This is a genomic window from Citrobacter arsenatis (genome assembly GCF_004353845.1).
Classification (GTDB): domain Bacteria; phylum Pseudomonadota; class Gammaproteobacteria; order Enterobacterales; family Enterobacteriaceae; genus Citrobacter; species Citrobacter arsenatis.
The window spans coordinates 4,919,003-4,934,811 of record NZ_CP037864.1 but is presented as its reverse complement, the minus strand read 5'-3'; the positions used below and the strand labels follow the sequence as shown (position 1 = coordinate 4,934,811).

The 15,809-nt window shown below is 53.8% G+C and carries 17 protein-coding genes; 10 read left to right on the top strand and 7 right to left on the bottom strand.

Annotated elements, in window-relative coordinates; all coding sequences use genetic code 11:
- Positions 1 to 73 precede the first annotated feature (73 nt).
- Entirely contained in the window at positions 74 to 1,291 is a 1,218-nt protein-coding gene (locus tag E1B03_RS24830; protein WP_103769545.1) for an MFS transporter, read from the top strand.
- Between the two features lie 3 nt (positions 1,292 to 1,294).
- Here the strand turns inward: E1B03_RS24830 and E1B03_RS24825 are convergent, their stop codons facing one another.
- Together E1B03_RS24825 and E1B03_RS24820 are read right to left on the bottom strand one after the other, a co-directional pair.
- Positions 1,295 to 1,852: a DcrB family lipoprotein gene (locus E1B03_RS24825; protein ID WP_003827547.1), complete on the bottom strand. Its 558-nt coding sequence runs from the start codon at positions 1,850 to 1,852 to the stop codon at positions 1,295 to 1,297.
- A 72-nt stretch (positions 1,853 to 1,924) separates the two neighbouring features.
- The gene (locus E1B03_RS24820) at positions 1,925 to 2,590 is read right to left on the bottom strand and encodes a 7-cyano-7-deazaguanine/7-aminomethyl-7-deazaguanine transporter (protein WP_019078120.1); all 666 of its coding nucleotides are present in this window, start codon (positions 2,588 to 2,590) and stop codon (positions 1,925 to 1,927) included.
- Between the two features lie 168 nt (positions 2,591 to 2,758).
- Here E1B03_RS24820 and tusA point away from each other — a divergent pair, with 168 nt between their 5' ends.
- Together tusA and E1B03_RS24810 are read left to right on the top strand one after the other, a co-directional pair.
- Entirely contained in the window at positions 2,759 to 3,004 is a 246-nt protein-coding gene (gene tusA, locus E1B03_RS24815; protein WP_003827551.1) for a sulfurtransferase TusA, read from the top strand.
- A 7-nt stretch (positions 3,005 to 3,011) separates the two neighbouring features.
- A complete protein-coding gene (locus E1B03_RS24810; protein ID WP_133087087.1) occupies positions 3,012 to 3,521 on the top strand; it encodes a hypothetical protein in 510 nt (169 codons plus the stop codon).
- Here the strand turns inward: E1B03_RS24810 and zntA are convergent.
- The gene (gene zntA / locus E1B03_RS24805) at positions 3,504 to 5,702 is read right to left on the bottom strand and encodes a Zn(II)/Cd(II)/Pb(II) translocating P-type ATPase ZntA (RefSeq protein WP_133087086.1); all 2,199 of its coding nucleotides are present in this window, start codon (positions 5,700 to 5,702) and stop codon (positions 3,504 to 3,506) included. The two genes, E1B03_RS24810 and zntA, sit on opposite strands and share 18 nt — an antisense overlap.
- A gap of 74 nt (positions 5,703 to 5,776) precedes the next feature.
- Complete coding sequence (locus E1B03_RS24800; RefSeq protein WP_003827558.1) at positions 5,777 to 6,403, bottom strand: lysoplasmalogenase; 627 nt, start codon at positions 6,401 to 6,403, stop codon at positions 5,777 to 5,779.
- A gap of 141 nt (positions 6,404 to 6,544) precedes the next feature.
- Between E1B03_RS24800 and E1B03_RS24795 the strand changes: the two genes are divergently transcribed.
- Entirely contained in the window at positions 6,545 to 6,904 is a 360-nt protein-coding gene (locus tag E1B03_RS24795; RefSeq protein WP_103769548.1) for a DUF2500 domain-containing protein, read from the top strand.
- Positions 6,905 to 7,003: 99 nt separating this feature from the next.
- Here E1B03_RS24795 and E1B03_RS24790 read toward each other — a convergent pair whose 3' ends face one another.
- Together E1B03_RS24790 and rsmD are read right to left on the bottom strand one after the other, a co-directional pair.
- Positions 7,004 to 7,279, bottom strand: a complete 276-nt coding sequence (locus E1B03_RS24790; protein ID WP_016154842.1) for a DUF1145 family protein — start codon at positions 7,277 to 7,279, stop codon at positions 7,004 to 7,006.
- Positions 7,269 to 7,865, bottom strand: coding sequence for a 16S rRNA (guanine(966)-N(2))-methyltransferase (rsmD, locus tag E1B03_RS24785; protein WP_103769549.1), 597 nt, complete (start codon positions 7,863 to 7,865; stop codon positions 7,269 to 7,271). The genes E1B03_RS24790 and rsmD overlap by 11 nt, the downstream gene beginning before the upstream one ends.
- Positions 7,866 to 8,016: 151 nt before the next feature.
- Between rsmD and ftsY the strand changes: the two genes are divergently transcribed.
- The 5 genes from ftsY (at position 8,017) to livJ (ending at position 13,749) form a co-directional block, all read left to right on the top strand.
- The gene (gene ftsY / locus E1B03_RS24780) at positions 8,017 to 9,543 is read left to right on the top strand and encodes a signal recognition particle-docking protein FtsY (RefSeq protein WP_133087085.1); all 1,527 of its coding nucleotides are present in this window, start codon (positions 8,017 to 8,019) and stop codon (positions 9,541 to 9,543) included.
- Between the two features lie 2 nt (positions 9,544 to 9,545).
- A complete protein-coding gene (ftsE, locus tag E1B03_RS24775) occupies positions 9,546 to 10,214 on the top strand; it encodes a cell division ATP-binding protein FtsE (RefSeq protein ID WP_003023420.1) in 669 nt (222 codons plus the stop codon).
- Positions 10,207 to 11,265 carry a permease-like cell division protein FtsX gene (gene ftsX, locus E1B03_RS24770; protein ID WP_103769551.1) on the top strand — a complete coding sequence of 353 codons (1,059 nt, stop codon included), beginning with the start codon at positions 10,207 to 10,209 and terminating at the stop codon, positions 11,263 to 11,265. Before ftsE ends, ftsX begins: the two co-directional genes overlap by 8 nt.
- Before the next feature lie 255 nt (positions 11,266 to 11,520).
- Positions 11,521 to 12,375: an RNA polymerase sigma factor RpoH gene (gene rpoH / locus E1B03_RS24765; RefSeq protein WP_003023425.1), complete on the top strand. Its 855-nt coding sequence runs from the start codon at positions 11,521 to 11,523 to the stop codon at positions 12,373 to 12,375.
- A gap of 270 nt (positions 12,376 to 12,645) precedes the next feature.
- Positions 12,646 to 13,749 carry a branched chain amino acid ABC transporter substrate-binding protein LivJ gene (gene livJ, locus E1B03_RS24760; protein ID WP_140389828.1) on the top strand — a complete coding sequence of 368 codons (1,104 nt, stop codon included), beginning with the start codon at positions 12,646 to 12,648 and terminating at the stop codon, positions 13,747 to 13,749.
- A 90-nt stretch (positions 13,750 to 13,839) separates the two neighbouring features.
- On the opposite strand, the gene panM is transcribed toward livJ, so the two are convergent.
- Positions 13,840 to 14,223: an aspartate 1-decarboxylase autocleavage activator PanM gene (panM, locus tag E1B03_RS24755; RefSeq protein ID WP_133087265.1), complete on the bottom strand. Its 384-nt coding sequence runs from the start codon at positions 14,221 to 14,223 to the stop codon at positions 13,840 to 13,842.
- 422 nt (positions 14,224 to 14,645) lie between these two features.
- Here panM and livK point away from each other — a divergent pair, with 422 nt between their 5' ends.
- Positions 14,646 to 15,755, top strand: coding sequence for a high-affinity branched-chain amino acid ABC transporter substrate-binding protein LivK (livK, locus tag E1B03_RS24750; protein ID WP_043018611.1), 1,110 nt, complete (start codon positions 14,646 to 14,648; stop codon positions 15,753 to 15,755).
- Positions 15,756 to 15,809 lie beyond the last annotated feature (54 nt).

Here is a 15,809-nt window from a genome sequence, read left to right as displayed (position 1 = left end):
AAAACTGACTACTGATTTCTGTCCGGCAACATGGTAAAAATGAAACACAGTTGTGAAAATGTGGTGACCCTCCATGCCCGAACCCGTCGCTGAACCGACGCTTAGCGGTTTACGCCTTAATCTGCGCATTGTTTCTGTGGTGATGTTTAACTTCGCCAGCTACCTGACCATCGGCCTGCCGCTCGCGGTATTGCCAGGCTATGTCCATGATGTGATGGGGTTCAGCGCTTTCTGGGCTGGCCTGGTCATCAGCCTGCAATATTTCGCTACGCTGCTGAGCCGTCCGCATGCAGGTCGCTATGCCGACCTGCTGGGGCCAAAGAAGATTGTGGTATTCGGCCTGTGCGGCTGCTTTTTAAGCGGACTGGGCTATTTACTGGCGGGTTCAACGAACGGCTGGCCGCTGGCAAGCCTGCTACTGCTATGCATGGGGCGCGTGATTCTTGGCATCGGGCAAAGCTTTGCCGGGACCGGCTCTACGCTGTGGGGCGTGGGGGTGGTTGGCTCAATGCACATCGGGCGGGTGATTTCGTGGAACGGTATTGTGACCTATGGCGCGATGGCGATAGGCGCTCCGCTGGGCGTTCTGTTTTATGCCTGGGGCGGCTTACAAGGGCTGGCGCTGACCGTGATGGGCGTGGCGTTGCTGGCGATACTGCTGGCGCTCCCTCGTCCGGCGGTGAAGGCCAGTAAAGGCAAACCGTTGCCGTTTCGCGCGGTGCTTGGGCGCGTCTGGTTGTACGGTATGGCACTGGCCCTGGCCTCCGCTGGATTTGGGGTAATCGCCACGTTCATTACCCTGTTTTATGATGCCAAAGGTTGGGACGGCGCCGCATTCGCGCTGACGCTTTTTAGCTGCACGTTTGTCGGCACGCGTTTGTTGTTCCCAAATGGTATCAACCGCTTAGGCGGGTTGAATGTGGCAATGCTCTGCTTTAGCGTCGAGATTGTTGGTCTGCTGCTGGTCGGGGTAGCTTCCATGCCGTGGATGGCGAAAATCGGCGTCCTGCTGGCAGGGGCCGGGTTCTCGCTGGTCTTCCCGGCATTGGGAGTGGTAGCGGTAAAAGCTGTTCCCCAGCAAAATCAGGGGGCTGCGCTGGCGACCTATACGGTGTTTATGGATTTATCGCTGGGAGTTACCGGGCCGCTGGCCGGACTGGTAATGACGTGGGCAGGTGTGCCGGTTATTTATCTGGCGGCAGCCGGGCTGGTGGCGGTGGCGTTATTGCTGACCTGGCGGTTAAAAAAACGGCCTCAGGTGGTGTCACCAGAGGCCGCGTCATCGTCTTAACCGTTACTGGATAACCAGCGTGTTAATGATGTTTTCTGCGGTCGTTTGCGCTTTTTGCTGATCGTCAGCAGGCAGCGTGATTTGCAGAGTCAGCAGTTGGTTGTCCACTTTACCCAGCACCACGGAAGAGTATGCGGTCTGGCCTTTGGCCGAGATAATGCTGTCTAACTGCTGCAGGGTGTGGCCTTTCAGCTCAATCGATTTATTGGTGACGACCTGCAACTGCGGGTCGCGGCTACGCTGCTGATCTTCCAGACGTTTTGCCAGCACGGCCAGATCTTCGTTGGTATTGTCGCCAACAATCACAATCACCGCTTTCTGGCCGGTTGCATCAGAATACACGTGCATATTGTTCGCCTGGGTGCCCAGCTTGCCGCTCTGATCGGTCATATCCGCGGGCAGGGAAAAACTGAGTTTGCCGTCCAGCAGACTGACCGGTTGTCCGGTGGCGTTACTTTCTGCGGCAGCACCTTCTGCTGGCGCTTTTGTATCGCTATTATCACAGGCCGCAAGCCCCATAACCAGCAGGCCAATACCGACATATTTAACCAGATTGCGCATTGACTTCTTCCTTTCGATAAACGGCCATAACGGCTCATTCGTCCATCTTATCACAACTCGGAAAATGAACCTTTAACTCGTCTGCAATGCAGAGATTTCGGATTTATCTGCCAGCCTTTTCAGTAACATATTCAGCAGTACGCCATACATTGGCAGGAAGAAAATAATGCTGATCAGCACTTTGAAGCAGTAGTCGACCAGCGCGATTTCCATCCAGTGCTCGGCCATAAAGGCGTCCGGGCTGCGCCAGAAGGCGATAAAGAAGAAGGCCAACGTATCGCTAATGTTGCCAAACAGCGTGGAAGCTGTCGGCGCCAGCCACCAGCGACGGTTCTGACGCAGGCGGTTGAAGACATGCACATCCAGAATTTGTCCCAGCGCGTAAGCCATAAAGCTGGCGGCGGCGATACGGGCGACAAACAGATTAAAGTGCAGCAACGCGCCGAAACCCTGCCACGATCCCATATAGAACAGGGATGAAACGACATAGGAGATCAGCAGCGCAGGGATCATTACCGCAAAGATGATACGTCGTGCCAACGGCGCGCCAAAAATACGCACGGTCAGGTCGGTCGCGAGGAATATAAACGGAAAGCTAAAAGCGCCCCATGTGGTATGGAAACCAAAAATGGAGATCGGTAGCTGCACCAGATAGTTGCTGGAGGTGATCACCAGCAGATGAAATAGCGATAGCCAAAACAACGCTTTTACGCGCTGAGATTGTGTAAACGGAGTCATATTGTGACCTTTTTGTTGGATGGGGTGAGGGAACCCAATAAAAAACCGTCGCATGATACTGCTTTAAGAGCACATTGCAATGGTTGTTTTTCACGCAATCGTTAACCTGATTGGCTTACGCCACAACAGAGCGTAAAATAACGCCGTTTTTGAATGAACGAGACTACGATGAGCGATCTGTTTACCTCTCCCGACCATACTCTTGATGCCCAGGGGTTGCGCTGCCCGGAACCCGTAATGATGGTACGTAAAACCGTGCGCGGCATGCAGGCGGGTGAAACGCTGCTGATTGTCGCCGACGATCCGGCGACAACCCGTGACATTCCCGGCTTCTGTACCTTCATGGAACATGAGCTGGTGGCCAAAGAGACCGACTCGCTGCCGTACCGCTATCTGGTGCGCAAAGGGCAGTAATCTTGTTATGCCGGATGGCGCTAACGCTTATCCGGCCTACAAAGACTGTGTGGCCTGTATGCCGGATGGCGCTAACGCTTATCCGGCCTACAAAGACTGTGTGGCCTGTATGCCGGATGGCGCTAACGCTTATGCCTACAAAGACTGTGTAACCTGTATGCCGGGTGGCGCTAACGCTTATCCGACCTACAAAGACGGTGTAACCTGTATGCCGGGTGGCGCTAACGCTTATCCGGTCTACAAAGACGGTGTAACCTGTATGCCGGGTGGCGCTAACGCTTATCCGACCTACAAAGACGGTGTAACCTGTATGCCGGGTGGCGCTAACGCTTATCCGGCCTACAAAGACGGTGTAACCTGTATGCCGGATGGCGCTAACGCTTATCCGGCCTACAAAGACGGTGTAACCTGTATGCCGGATGGCGCTAACGCTTATCCGACCTACAAAGACGGTGTAACCTGTAGGCCGGATAAGGCAACGCCGCATCCGGCACACACATTATCCTTTACGCAATAACCGCAGCGCGTTAGCGGTCACCAGTACCGTCGCCCCCGTATCCGCCAGCACCGCCAGCCACAGTCCGGTTATCCCGAGCAGCGTGGTAACGAGAAAAATCCCCTTCAGGCCCAGCGCAATCGCAATGTTCTGGCGAATATTGGCGTGGGTGGCGCGCGCCAGATGAATCATTTGCACCAGACCACGCAGACGGTTGTGGGTCAGGGCTGCATCGGCGGTTTCCAGCGCGACGTCGGTCCCGCTTCCCATCGCAATGCCGATGGTGGCCGCTTTCATTGCCGGGGCGTCGTTGATGCCGTCGCCGACCATCGCCAGCGGCGACTGTTGGTTAAGATGGGTTACGGCCTGCACTTTATCCTCCGGCAAGAGTCCCGCTTTGAATTCGAGCCCCAGCTCGCCGGCAATGGCTGCCGCCGCACGTGGGTTATCGCCGGTCAGGATCACGCCTTTCACGCCAATCTGATTCAGCTCGCTGATGGCGCTACGCGCGTCGTCGCGCAGTGTGTCCTGTAGGGCCAGCATGCCGAGAACGACATCGTTACGCAGCACCAGCACCACCGTTTGGCCCGCGTTTTCCAGCTCGCTAATCTGCCCGGCAAAGGCATCAGTAGGTTGCTTACCGGCGGCGCAAATCAGTACGCGTTCGCCGTTGACCAGCGCTTCAATTCCAGAGCCAACCAGCGCCCGTTGCTCTTTTGCGACAGGAATAGTCAGTTCGCGCGTTTGTGCTTCCCGGACAATCGCCTGTGCCAGCGGGTGCGTTGCGCCTTGCTCTACCGCTGCCGCCAGTGCCAGCAGTTCAGCTTCGCTAATACCGCTTGCCGGATGAATCGCCGTGACGCGTGGTTTACCGACGGTCAGGGTACCGGTTTTATCAAACGCCACCTGCGTGACTCTACCCAACTGTTCCAGCGCGGCCCCGCCTTTGATTAACGCGCCACGACGCGCCGCGGCGGCAAGACCAGAGGTAATGGCTGCGGGTGTTGAAATCACCAGTGCGCAAGGACAACCAATCAGCAGCAGCGTCAGCCCTTTGTAAATCCACTCCTGCCAGGATGCGGCAAACAGCAGTGGCGGTACGAGGGTGACCAGCAGCGCAACCGCCATAATCGCTGGGGTGTAAATTCGGCTGAAACGGTCAATAAAGCGCTCAATCGGGGCACGACGTTCTTCCGCTTCTTCAATCAGCTTCAGAATACGGTCAATGGCGCTGGCACCCGGCTCGGAGAGCACTTCCAGCGTTACAAGACGGTCCACGCTGGTGGCGCCGGCCGGGACTTTCTCGCCGGTGGCACGTTCAACGGGAATCGATTCGCCGGTCAGGGCGCTTTCATCAAAGCTGGCAAAACCGGAGACCAATTTGCCGTCGGCAGGTAAACGCCCGCCCGCGGCAACTTCGATAACATCACCAGGCCGGAGGGTATTGATAGCCACCACTTCGCGCTCGCCGTTACGCAGGCGCGTGGCGGTTTCCGGTTTGAGCGCCATCAGCGCGCTAACCCCTTTACGGGCGCGGCTGGCGGCCCATCCTTCCAGGCGTTCACCAATTAAAAACAGCAGCAGCACCATGGCGGCTTCCGCCGTCGCGCCGATAAACAGTGCGCCAATGGCGGCCACGCTCATCAACGTTTCAATGGCAAAGTAGCTGCCGGTTTTCATCAGACGCAGAGCCTGACGGGCAATGGGATACAGACCAACCAGCGTGGTGGCGATAAACGCTATCTGACCGAAGGGGTGATTGAACTGCTCTAGCCCCCAACTAATCGTCATCATGATAATCAGCGAAATCAGCGGCAGGTTTTCTTTAAAACGGGACTCGGGGGCAGCGTCCGTCGCGTGCTCATCGCGCAGGGTATAGCCTGCCTTTTGCACTGCGTTTTCAACTTGCTGGCGGATATCGGAACTGGCATCGACTACCAGTTTTTCAGTGGCGAACAGAACCTGGACCTGGTTGACGTCGCTGACCTGGCGGACCGCATTTTCTACTTTTCGGGCGCAGGCCGCACAGTCCATGCCCGCCACTTTCCAGGAATAGCGGGTACCTTGTACGGTATCGGATACGGGCGGTGGGGTAGAGCAGCTTCCTTCGCAGCAGCAGTCATCCACCTTTTGTGGCGCAGGCACTGGCTTGAATGAAGAGAATTGTGGGACCTTTTTGCCACGGGTATCGGGTGTCGACATGGCATCCTCCGGTTGATAATCATTTCGTATTAACCGGAGGATACACTCTGGAGTCGACTCCAGAGTCAAGCGTTTTAAAGATACAAAGAACGAACAATCAGGAAATGTCCGGCGAAGTAGCAGGCGGCGGCAATTGCGTTATCGGCACGGAAGCGGCGACGGTAATGGCTACCCAGCCAGACAATGTTGCCGATGAACAGGAGCGATGCGCCCATAAATGCCGACAGCGCCGGCGCGGTCGGGCGGAAGAACCACAGCTCACCGGCCATCCAGACCATCATCAGCGTGATGCCGATAAAGGTGCAGATAGCGACACGCAGCTCTTCCAGACGCGTCCAGATCACGGCAATCAGCAACGCCCCCAGCACCACCAGCACCAACGGCAGAGGCCAGAAGAACGACAGCGTCATTTGGCTGGCGAAGTAGATGGTATACAGCAGATGCGACAGGAAGAATGCCCCCACGGCGTACAGCAGGCGTTGGCGCGGCAACAAAGTCAGCGCATCGCCCAGCAGCGAGGCTAGCAGGCCAGCCAGCACCAGATAGCTGATGGCGTTAAACATTGGCGCCTGCCAGGCCAGCAGAGCCAACAGGAGTAATGTCAGGGGTTTAAAGACCCAGCGTTGCCAGGCGGGCCCACGATAGGAAGCATCCACGAACAACCATGCGGAAAGGCAGACAGCGATAAACGACCAAAGCATCTTAGTTCCTTGAATTCGTTATTTTTTCGTAAGCGGGGTGCCTACGGCTCTACTGTCCAGTGTAGAGGTCGACACTGCCAGATGACAACACCATAACAGGCAATGTATGCTTATTTCCGCATTTTCTGATGGGTTAATAAAATGAGCAAACCACCACTTTTTTTCATTGTTATCATTGCCTTAATTGTTGTCGCCGCGTCGTTTCGCTTTGTTCAGCAGCGGCGAGAAAAAGCCGATAATGATGCGGCGCCGCTGGTGCAAAAGCAGGTGGTGGTGAGTAACAAACGGGAAAAACCGCTTAACGATCGGCGATCCCGTCAGCAGGAAGTGAGCCCGGCAGGAACCAGCATGCGCTATGAAGCCAGTTTCAAGCCTCAAAGCGGCGGCCTCGAGCAGACGTTTCGTCTGGACGCTAAGCAGTACCACGCGTTAACGGTTGGGGATAAAGGCACGCTGAGTTACAAAGGTTCGCGTTTTGTTGATTTTACTGCTGAACGCTAAGCTTTTATCCGGCTGATGCCGGATGGCGGCTTACGCCTTGTCCGGCCTACAGATTTCTCGCCCCGGCCCGCAACGCGCCGCCGGGCGAAAAGATTGCAGTTACTTCTTCAACTGGTCCTTAATCTTCTTCTGCCAGACTAGCAGTTCAAAGACGCCGAACAGGAAAATGCGGATTTTTTCTCCGCGGGTCATCTGCGGACCATCTTTTGGCATGGTGCTTTTTAACAGCGCCAGCTGCATGCCATGCATCAGCACCATAAATATCAGTGCGACGTTAACGAAGATGTTAAGCGGACGTGGAAAGGGTTGAAAAATATTCAGTAGTAAAAATGCCCAGACGCACAGCATCAGCAGGCGTCCCAGGTTAATCAGCATCGTGTTCTCCTCGTGCTTCACGTTGGTACAGGCGATAGGCGACCTGTCCGGCGACTTTTTCACGGTATAGCGACCAGTTCACCGGAATCGGCGGCAAACCGTTTTCTACTTCGCTTTCAACGTAAATATAGGCTTCATCTGCCAGCCAGCCATGAGTTTCCAGAAGAGTTAATGTTTCTTCCAGTAATCCTTTACGAAACGGCGGGTCAACAAACACCACGTTATGTGGCGTACCTGCCTGAGCTAAAAATGTCAGGGTATTAGTGTTAACGACGCGGGCATGGGGGGCTTTCAGCGTGGCAAGATTCTTTTGTAGCTGCTGAGATACCGCGCGATCCATCTCCAGAAGCGTCGCATTCGCCGCATAGCGGGAGAGAGCTTCCAGCCCCAGTGCGCCGCTGCCGGCGAAGCAGTCCAGGCAGTGAGCATCGACCATTACCGGGGCCAGCCAGTTAAACAACGTTTCGCGTACACGGTCGGTGGTCGGACGCAGGCCGGGGCTGTCCGGAACCGGGAGTTTACGGCCACGCCATTGCCCGCCAATAATGCGAATCTGGCCGCTACCAGAGTGATTCGGTTTTTTCATTTCTATTATTGCTCAATCCGCCTATAGCATGTCATTCCAGGCGGTGATGTGAGTTAAGTTAAGTGATAGACTATTTCATCATTTTTTTAGCTGCTATGTACATAGCGTTGACGCTGTGCCATGAAGCAACAGCGGGGGAGTGTAGTCGCAAATGGCGAAAGAGAAAAAACGTGGCTTTTTTTCCTGGCTGGGCTTTGGTCAAAAAGAGCAGGCACCGGAAAACGAGACAGAAGTAAAAAACGAAGAACAACAACCGGTTGCTGAAGAAACTATCGTTGTTGACGAACAGCCGCGCGCCGAGGAAACCCGTAGCGAGGCGCAAGCGCAAGCCTTTGCAGCTGAAGTCGTTGAAGTGACTGAACAGGTTGCGGAAATCGAAAAACTGCAGCCGGAAGAAGAACCTGTCGCCGAACAATCGCAGCCGGAGATTGAGCCGGTAGCTGAACCCGTTGCTGAAACTGTAGTGGAAACGCCAGCGGCGGCGGTTATTGAACGCGAAGAATTGCCGCTGCCGGAAGAGGTGAAAGCCGAAGAGGTTTCTGCCGAAGAGTGGCAGGCCGAAGCGGAAACCGTGGAAATCGTTGAGGCGGCTGAAGAGGAAGCTGAAAACGAACCGCAGCTGACAGACGAAGAGCTGGAAGCGCAGGCGCTGGCCGCCGAGGCTGCTGAAGAAGCCGTCATGGTGGTGCCGGTAGAAGAAGCTGCTGTTGAAGAACCGGTAAAAGAAGAGGCAGTCCAGGAGCAGGAAAAACCAACTAAAGAAGGTTTCTTTGCGCGCCTGAAACGCAGCCTGCTGAAAACAAAAGAAAACCTCGGTTCCGGATTTATCAGTCTTTTCCGTGGTAAGAAGATCGACGATGATCTGTTTGAAGAACTGGAAGAACAGTTGCTGATCGCCGACGTGGGCGTAGAAACGACCCGCAAGATCATTGCGAATCTGACGGAAGGCGCCAGTCGCAAGCAGCTCAAAGACGCGGAAGCGCTGTACGGTCTGCTGAAAGACGAGATGGGCGAGATTCTGGCGAAGGTTGACGAACCATTGAATGTTGATGGCAAAACGCCATTTGTTATCTTAATGGTTGGCGTTAACGGCGTGGGCAAAACCACCACCATTGGTAAGCTGGCGCGTCAGTTTGAACAGCAGGGTAAATCGGTGATGCTGGCGGCGGGCGATACTTTCCGTGCAGCGGCGGTAGAACAGCTGCAGGTCTGGGGCCAGCGTAATAACATCCCGGTGATTGCGCAGCATACCGGTGCGGATTCCGCCTCCGTTATCTTTGATGCCATTCAGGCGGCGAAGGCGCGTAACGTAGACGTGCTGATCGCTGATACCGCAGGGCGTTTGCAGAATAAATCGCACCTGATGGAAGAATTGAAAAAAATCGTTCGCGTCATGAAGAAGCTGGACGAAGATGCGCCGCATGAAGTTATGCTGACTATCGACGCCAGCACCGGGCAGAATGCAATAAGCCAGGCCAAACTGTTCCATGAAGCGGTGGGCTTAACCGGTATCACCCTGACCAAGCTGGACGGTACGGCGAAGGGTGGGGTCATCTTCTCGGTTGCCGATCAGTTTGGCATCCCTATCCGTTATATCGGTGTGGGCGAACGTATCGAGGATTTACGTCCGTTTAAAGCGGACGATTTTATAGAGGCACTTTTTGCCCGAGAGGATTAACAATGATTCGCTTTGAACATGTCAGCAAGGCCTATCTCGGTGGGAGACAAGCGCTGCAGGGAGTGACCTTCCATATGCAGCCTGGCGAGATGGCGTTTCTGACCGGCCACTCCGGCGCGGGGAAAAGTACCCTGCTGAAGCTGATTTGTGGAATTGAACGGCCCAGCGCCGGGAAAATCTACTTCAGCGGGCATGACATCAGCCGTTTGAAAAACCGTGAAGTGCCGTTTCTGCGTCGTCAGATTGGCATGATTTTTCAGGATCACCACCTGTTGATGGACCGAACCGTGTTTGACAACGTGGCGATCCCGCTGATCATTGCGGGTGCCAGCGGGGACGATATTCGTCGTCGCGTGTCAGCGGCGCTGGATAAGGTCGGGCTATTGGACAAAGCGAAAAACTTCCCGATTCAGCTCTCCGGCGGCGAACAACAGCGCGTGGGCATCGCTCGTGCGGTGGTGAACAAGCCTGCGGTACTGCTGGCGGATGAACCAACGGGGAACCTGGATGACGCGCTGTCAGAAGGGATCCTTCGCCTGTTTGAAGAGTTTAACCGCGTCGGGGTCACGGTATTAATGGCCACGCACGACATTGGCCTGATCTCCCGTCGCTCCTATCGCCAAATGGTTCTGAGCGATGGACATCTGCATGGAGGCCTGGCGCATGAATAGACGTGACGCTATTAATCAAATCAAACAGTTCGGTAGCCGACTGGATCGTTTTCGTAAATCGGGCGGTGCGCCGGGCGATGGCGGTCGCAACGCGCCAAAGCGGGCGAAAGCCGCGCCAAAGCCGAACTCGCGTAAAACCAACGTCTTTAATGAGCAGGTGCGCTATGCGTTCCAGGGCGCGTTACAGGATCTGAAAAGTAAGCCGCTGGCGACGTTCCTGACGGTGATGGTTATTGCCATCTCCCTGACGCTGCCAAGCGTGTGCTACATGGTTTACAAGAACGTAAACCATGCGGCAAGCCAGTATTATCCGTCTCCGCAGATCACCGTTTACCTGCAAAAAACGCTGGATGATGATGCAGCGGCGCGGGTGGTGGGTCAGTTGCAGGCCGAGCAGGGCGTGGAGAAAGTTAATTATCTTTCCCGCGACGATGCGCTGGGCGAATTCCGTAACTGGTCTGGTTTTGGCGGTGCGCTGGATATGCTGGAAGAGAACCCGCTACCGGCCGTGGCGGTGGTTATACCTAAACTGGACTTCCAGGGTACGGAGTCGCTGAATACGCTGCGTGACCGTATCGCACAAATCAACGGTATTGATGAAGTGCGCATGGATGACAGCTGGTTTGCTCGCCTGGCGGCGCTGACGGGCCTTGTCGGACGTGTGTCTGCGATGATTGGCGTGCTGATGGTGGCGGCGGTCTTCCTCGTCATCGGTAACAGCGTGCGCCTGAGTATTTTTGCGCGTCGCGATACCATCAACGTGCAGAAACTGATTGGCGCAACGGATGGATTTATTCTGCGTCCGTTCCTTTATGGCGGTGCGCTGCTCGGTTTTTCCGGCGCATTTCTTTCACTGATTTTGTCAGAAATTTTGGTGATGCGTCTGTCTTCAGCGGTGACTGAGGTGGCACAGGTATTTGGAACCAAGTTTGATATCAATGGCTTATCATTCGACGAGTGCCTGTTATTGCTGCTGGTGTGCTCAATGATTGGCTGGGTGGCAGCCTGGCTTGCCACGGTTCAACATTTACGCCACTTTACCCCCGATTAAAAAATCTCTGGTATAATCTTTCCCTGCACTGAGTAGTTCGCTCTGCAGGGAAAGAGTCCCTGTGATCTCTTCCCGGCGTATTCATTGTGATGTCACATTTTGTGCGTAATCTATACACATTACGACATGGAACTTGTGGATAAAATCACTGTCTGATAAAAGATTGAATGATATTCTCGTTGCTCATAAGCTCTGGCATGGTTGTTGCTATTGGTTTTAGTCAATGCGCCAGATGAAAAGATTGAGAGGATTTGAATGACCAAAGAAATGCAAAATTTAGCTTTAGCCCCTGTTGGTAACCTGGAATCTTACATCCGGGCTGCGAACGCGTGGCCGATGTTGTCGGCTGACGAGGAGCGGGCATTGGCTGAAAAGCTGCATTACCAGGGCGATCTGGAAGCAGCTAAAACGCTGATCCTGTCTCACCTGCGCTTTGTTGTTCATGTTGCTCGTAACTACGCGGGCTATGGCCTGCCGCAGGCGGATCTGATTCAGGAAGGTAATATCGGCCTGATGAAAGCCGTGCGCCGTTTCAACCCGGAAGTGGGTGTGCGCCTGGTTTCCTTCGCCGTGCACTGGATCAAAGCTGAGATCCACGAATACGTTCTGCGTAACTGGCGTATCGTTAAAGTCGCGACTACCAAAGCACAGCGTAAGCTGTTCTTTAACCTGCGTAAAACCAAGCAGCGTCTGGGCTGGTTTAACCAGGACGAAGTTGAAATGGTTGCTCGCGAGCTGGGTGTTTCCAGCAAAGACGTGCGCGAGATGGAATCCCGTATGGCGGCGCAGGACATGACGTTTGACATGTCTTCAGACGACGAGTCTGACAGCCAGCCGATGGCACCGGTGCTGTATCTGCAGGATAAATCTTCTAACTTTGCCGACGGCATTGAAGAAGATAACTGGGAAGATCAGGCCGCGAACAAACTGACCCACGCAATGGAAGGTCTGGACGAGCGTAGCCAGGACATCATCCGTGCTCGTTGGCTGGACGAAGACAACAAGTCGACGTTGCAGGAACTGGCCGATCGCTACGGCGTTTCCGCTGAACGTGTTCGTCAGCTTGAAAAGAACGCCATGAAAAAACTGCGCGCGGCGATCGAAGCGTAATCTTCCAGCCGACCTGGAAATGCTGATAAACCCTGGATGAAAATCCGGGGTTTTTTGTTTTTATTACTCCCTCTCCCTCCTGACGTTTATGCTTTTTGTCATCAAGTTGTTATCTGCATGTCAAATTTAGCTATTCCAAAATAATAAAAATCGGGTATGTTTTAGCAGAGTATGCTGCTAAAGCACGGGTAGCTATCCAATAATCGAAATAAAGTGCTGAACAACAACATCACAACACACGTAATAACCACAATAATGGGGATTGTCAGGATGAATATGAAGGGTAAAGCGTTATTGGCAGGATGTATCGCCCTGTCTTTGAGCAATATGGCCTTTGCTAAGGATATTAAAGTTGCCGTCGTTGGCGCGATGTCCGGTCCGGTAGCACAGTATGGCGACCAGGAATTTACCGGTGCAGAGCAGGCGATTGCAGATATCAACGCCAAGGGCGGCGTGAAAGGTGACAAACTGGTCATGGTGAAATATGACGATGCCTGTGACCCGAAACAAGCGGTAGCGGTAGCTAACAAAGTGGTCAACGACGGGATTAAATATGTTATTGGTCACCTGTGCTCGTCTTCCACTCAGCCTGCGTCAGATATCTATGAAGACGAAGGTATTCTGATGATCACCCCAGCGGCAACGGCGCCAGAACTGACCGCGCGCGGCTATAACCTGGTGTTGCGTACCACCGGTCTGGATTCCGATCAGGGCCCAACTGCGGCGAAATACATTGTCGATAAAGTGAAACCTAAGCGCATTGCCATCGTTCACGACAAACAGCAGTACGGCGAAGGCCTGGCGCGTTCCGTGCAGGACAACCTCAAGAAAGCCAACGCTGACGTGGTGTTCTTCGACGGTATCACCGCTGGCGAAAAAGATTTCTCTACGCTGGTGGCGCGTCTGAAGAAAGAGAATATCGATTTCGTTTATTACGGTGGTTATCACCCGGAAATGGGGCAGATCCTGCGTCAGGCGCGCGCTGCGGGCCTGAAAACCCAGTTTATGGGCCCAGAAGGGGTAGCGAACGTATCGCTGTCTAACATCGCGGGTGAGTCTGCAGAAGGTTTACTGGTTACGAAACCGAAGAACTACGATCAGGTTCCGGCGAACAAACCCATCGTAGATGCGATTAAAGCCAAGAAACAGGATCCGAGCGGCGCATTCGTATGGACCACCTATGCCGCGCTGCAATCCTTGCAGGCTGGCCTGAACCAGTCTGACGATCCGGCTGAAATTGCCAAATACCTGAAAGCAAACTCAGTGGAAACCGTAATGGGGCCGCTGTCATGGGATGCGAAGGGCGATCTGAAAGGCTTCGAGTTTGGCGTGTTTGACTGGCATGCAAACGGGACGGCGACCGACGCCAAATAATTGAGTGCCGGGTGGCGGCTTCGCCTTACCCGGCCTACATACTTACCAGGTCTACAACGAGCACTTCGTAGAGCGCCATCCGGCTTTCTTTTAGCGCTTCTCCCAGCCATTCTCCTGGGCCGTAAACCCTAACGCCTGCATAAACGCGGCCATCACGCTGCGGTCTTCAACGCCGACGTCGGCCATCCACCATGAACTCACGTCAGGGTTTTCCCGGATCACTTCTTCGATCAAATACTGACCGACGCCGCGACGGCGGGTGATATCGCGCACGCGCAATGAATCCAGCGCGCCTTGTGTGCCGCTCAGAGTTACGCGAACTGCGCCTAACAGACGCTCGTTAAAGCGCGCGGCGTAGATCCGGTGCGTTTCATCTACGCTTAATGATGAGGCGGAATATTCCGGCCAGATCTTGCCCAGATCAATCAGGTCCTGGGCGCTAAAGTTATCTAAACGAACGATGGTCAGCTTCATTAACAGCATGTCCAAATCACAAAAGATGGAATCAGTGTACCGAAATAATTCGCCCGGATGCTTTCTCTTTTTTATGCGATTAACCAGGTTAATAGTTTTGCAACAACGACAATGACAGTTTGAAACAGTAGAGATTGAAAAACAGGCAGGATAATACCCTGGAATGCAGCATTTTATTCCGCTCTTTGTACCGTTATTTTATGCTGACAAACGCACTTTTTTTTGTTTATCTATAGCGAAAAGCAGAATATTATCTTTTCTTAATCGACTGAAAAATAGAGCTTTTAGCCGTAATTTGCTTAAAAAACTGCGCTAAACCATTAATGAGACTGGTAAAAATAGTGCAGTTCAAAAAAAGCACAGTCTGCTTTTTAACCACATAAATACAAAATATATACGTCATCACGAATGGGGATTCAGAAATGAAACGGAATGCGAAAACAATCATCGCAGGGGTGATAGCACTGGCAATGTCGCATGCGGTCATGGCGGAAGATATCAAGGTCGCTGTTGTCGGCGCGATGTCAGGTCCGGTCGCGCAGTGGGGTGATATGGAATTTAATGGCGCACGTCAGGCCATAAAAGATATCAATGCCAAAGGTGGAGTCAAAGGCGACAAACTGGTCGCTGTGGAATATGACGACGCCTGCGATCCGAAACAGGCCGTTGCGGTAGCGAACAAAATCGTCAATGACGGCATTCAGTACGTTATTGGTCATCTGTGCTCATCTTCCACGCAGCCCGCATCAGATATCTATGAAGACGAAGGTATTCTGATGATTTCTCCGGGCGCCACCAATCCAGAACTGACCCAGCGCGGTTATGCACACATCATGCGTACAGCGGGCCTGGACTCCTCTCAGGGGCCGACCGCCGCGAAATACATTCTGGAGAAGGTGAAGCCGCAGCGCATCGCCATCATCCATGATAAACAGCAATACGGTGAAGGTCTGGCGCGTTCAGTGCAGGACAGCCTGAAAGCTGGCAAAGGCAACATCGTCTTCTTTGACGGCATCACCGCTGGGGAAAAAGATTTTTCTGCGCTGATCGCCCGCCTGAAAAAAGAAAATATCGACTTTGTTTATTACGGCGGCTACTACCCGGAAATGGGGCAAATGCTGCGCCAGGCACGCTCTGTGGGGCTGAAAACCCAGTTTATGGGACCAGAGGGTGTTGGCAATGCGTCGCTGTCTAACATTGCCGGTGATGCCGCTGAAGGCATGCTGGTGACCATGCCAAAACGCTATGACCAGGATCCGGCGAATAAAGCTATCGTCGATGCGCTCAAAGCTGACAAGAAAGACCCAACCGGACCGTACGTGTGGATCACGTATGCGGCCGTACAGTCATTGGCGACAGCAATGGATCGCAGCGGTAGCAAAGAGCCGTTGGACCTGGTGAAAGATCTGAAAGCACACGGGGCTGATACCGTGATTGGGCCGCTGAAATGGGACGAAAAAGGCGATTTGAAGGGATTTGAGTTTGGTGTCTTCCAGTGGCACGCGGACGGGTCATCGACCGTCGCGAAGTAATCGCTGAAGACGAGTTATCCCACCGCCCGTACAAAACGGGCGGGTTAAGAAAGG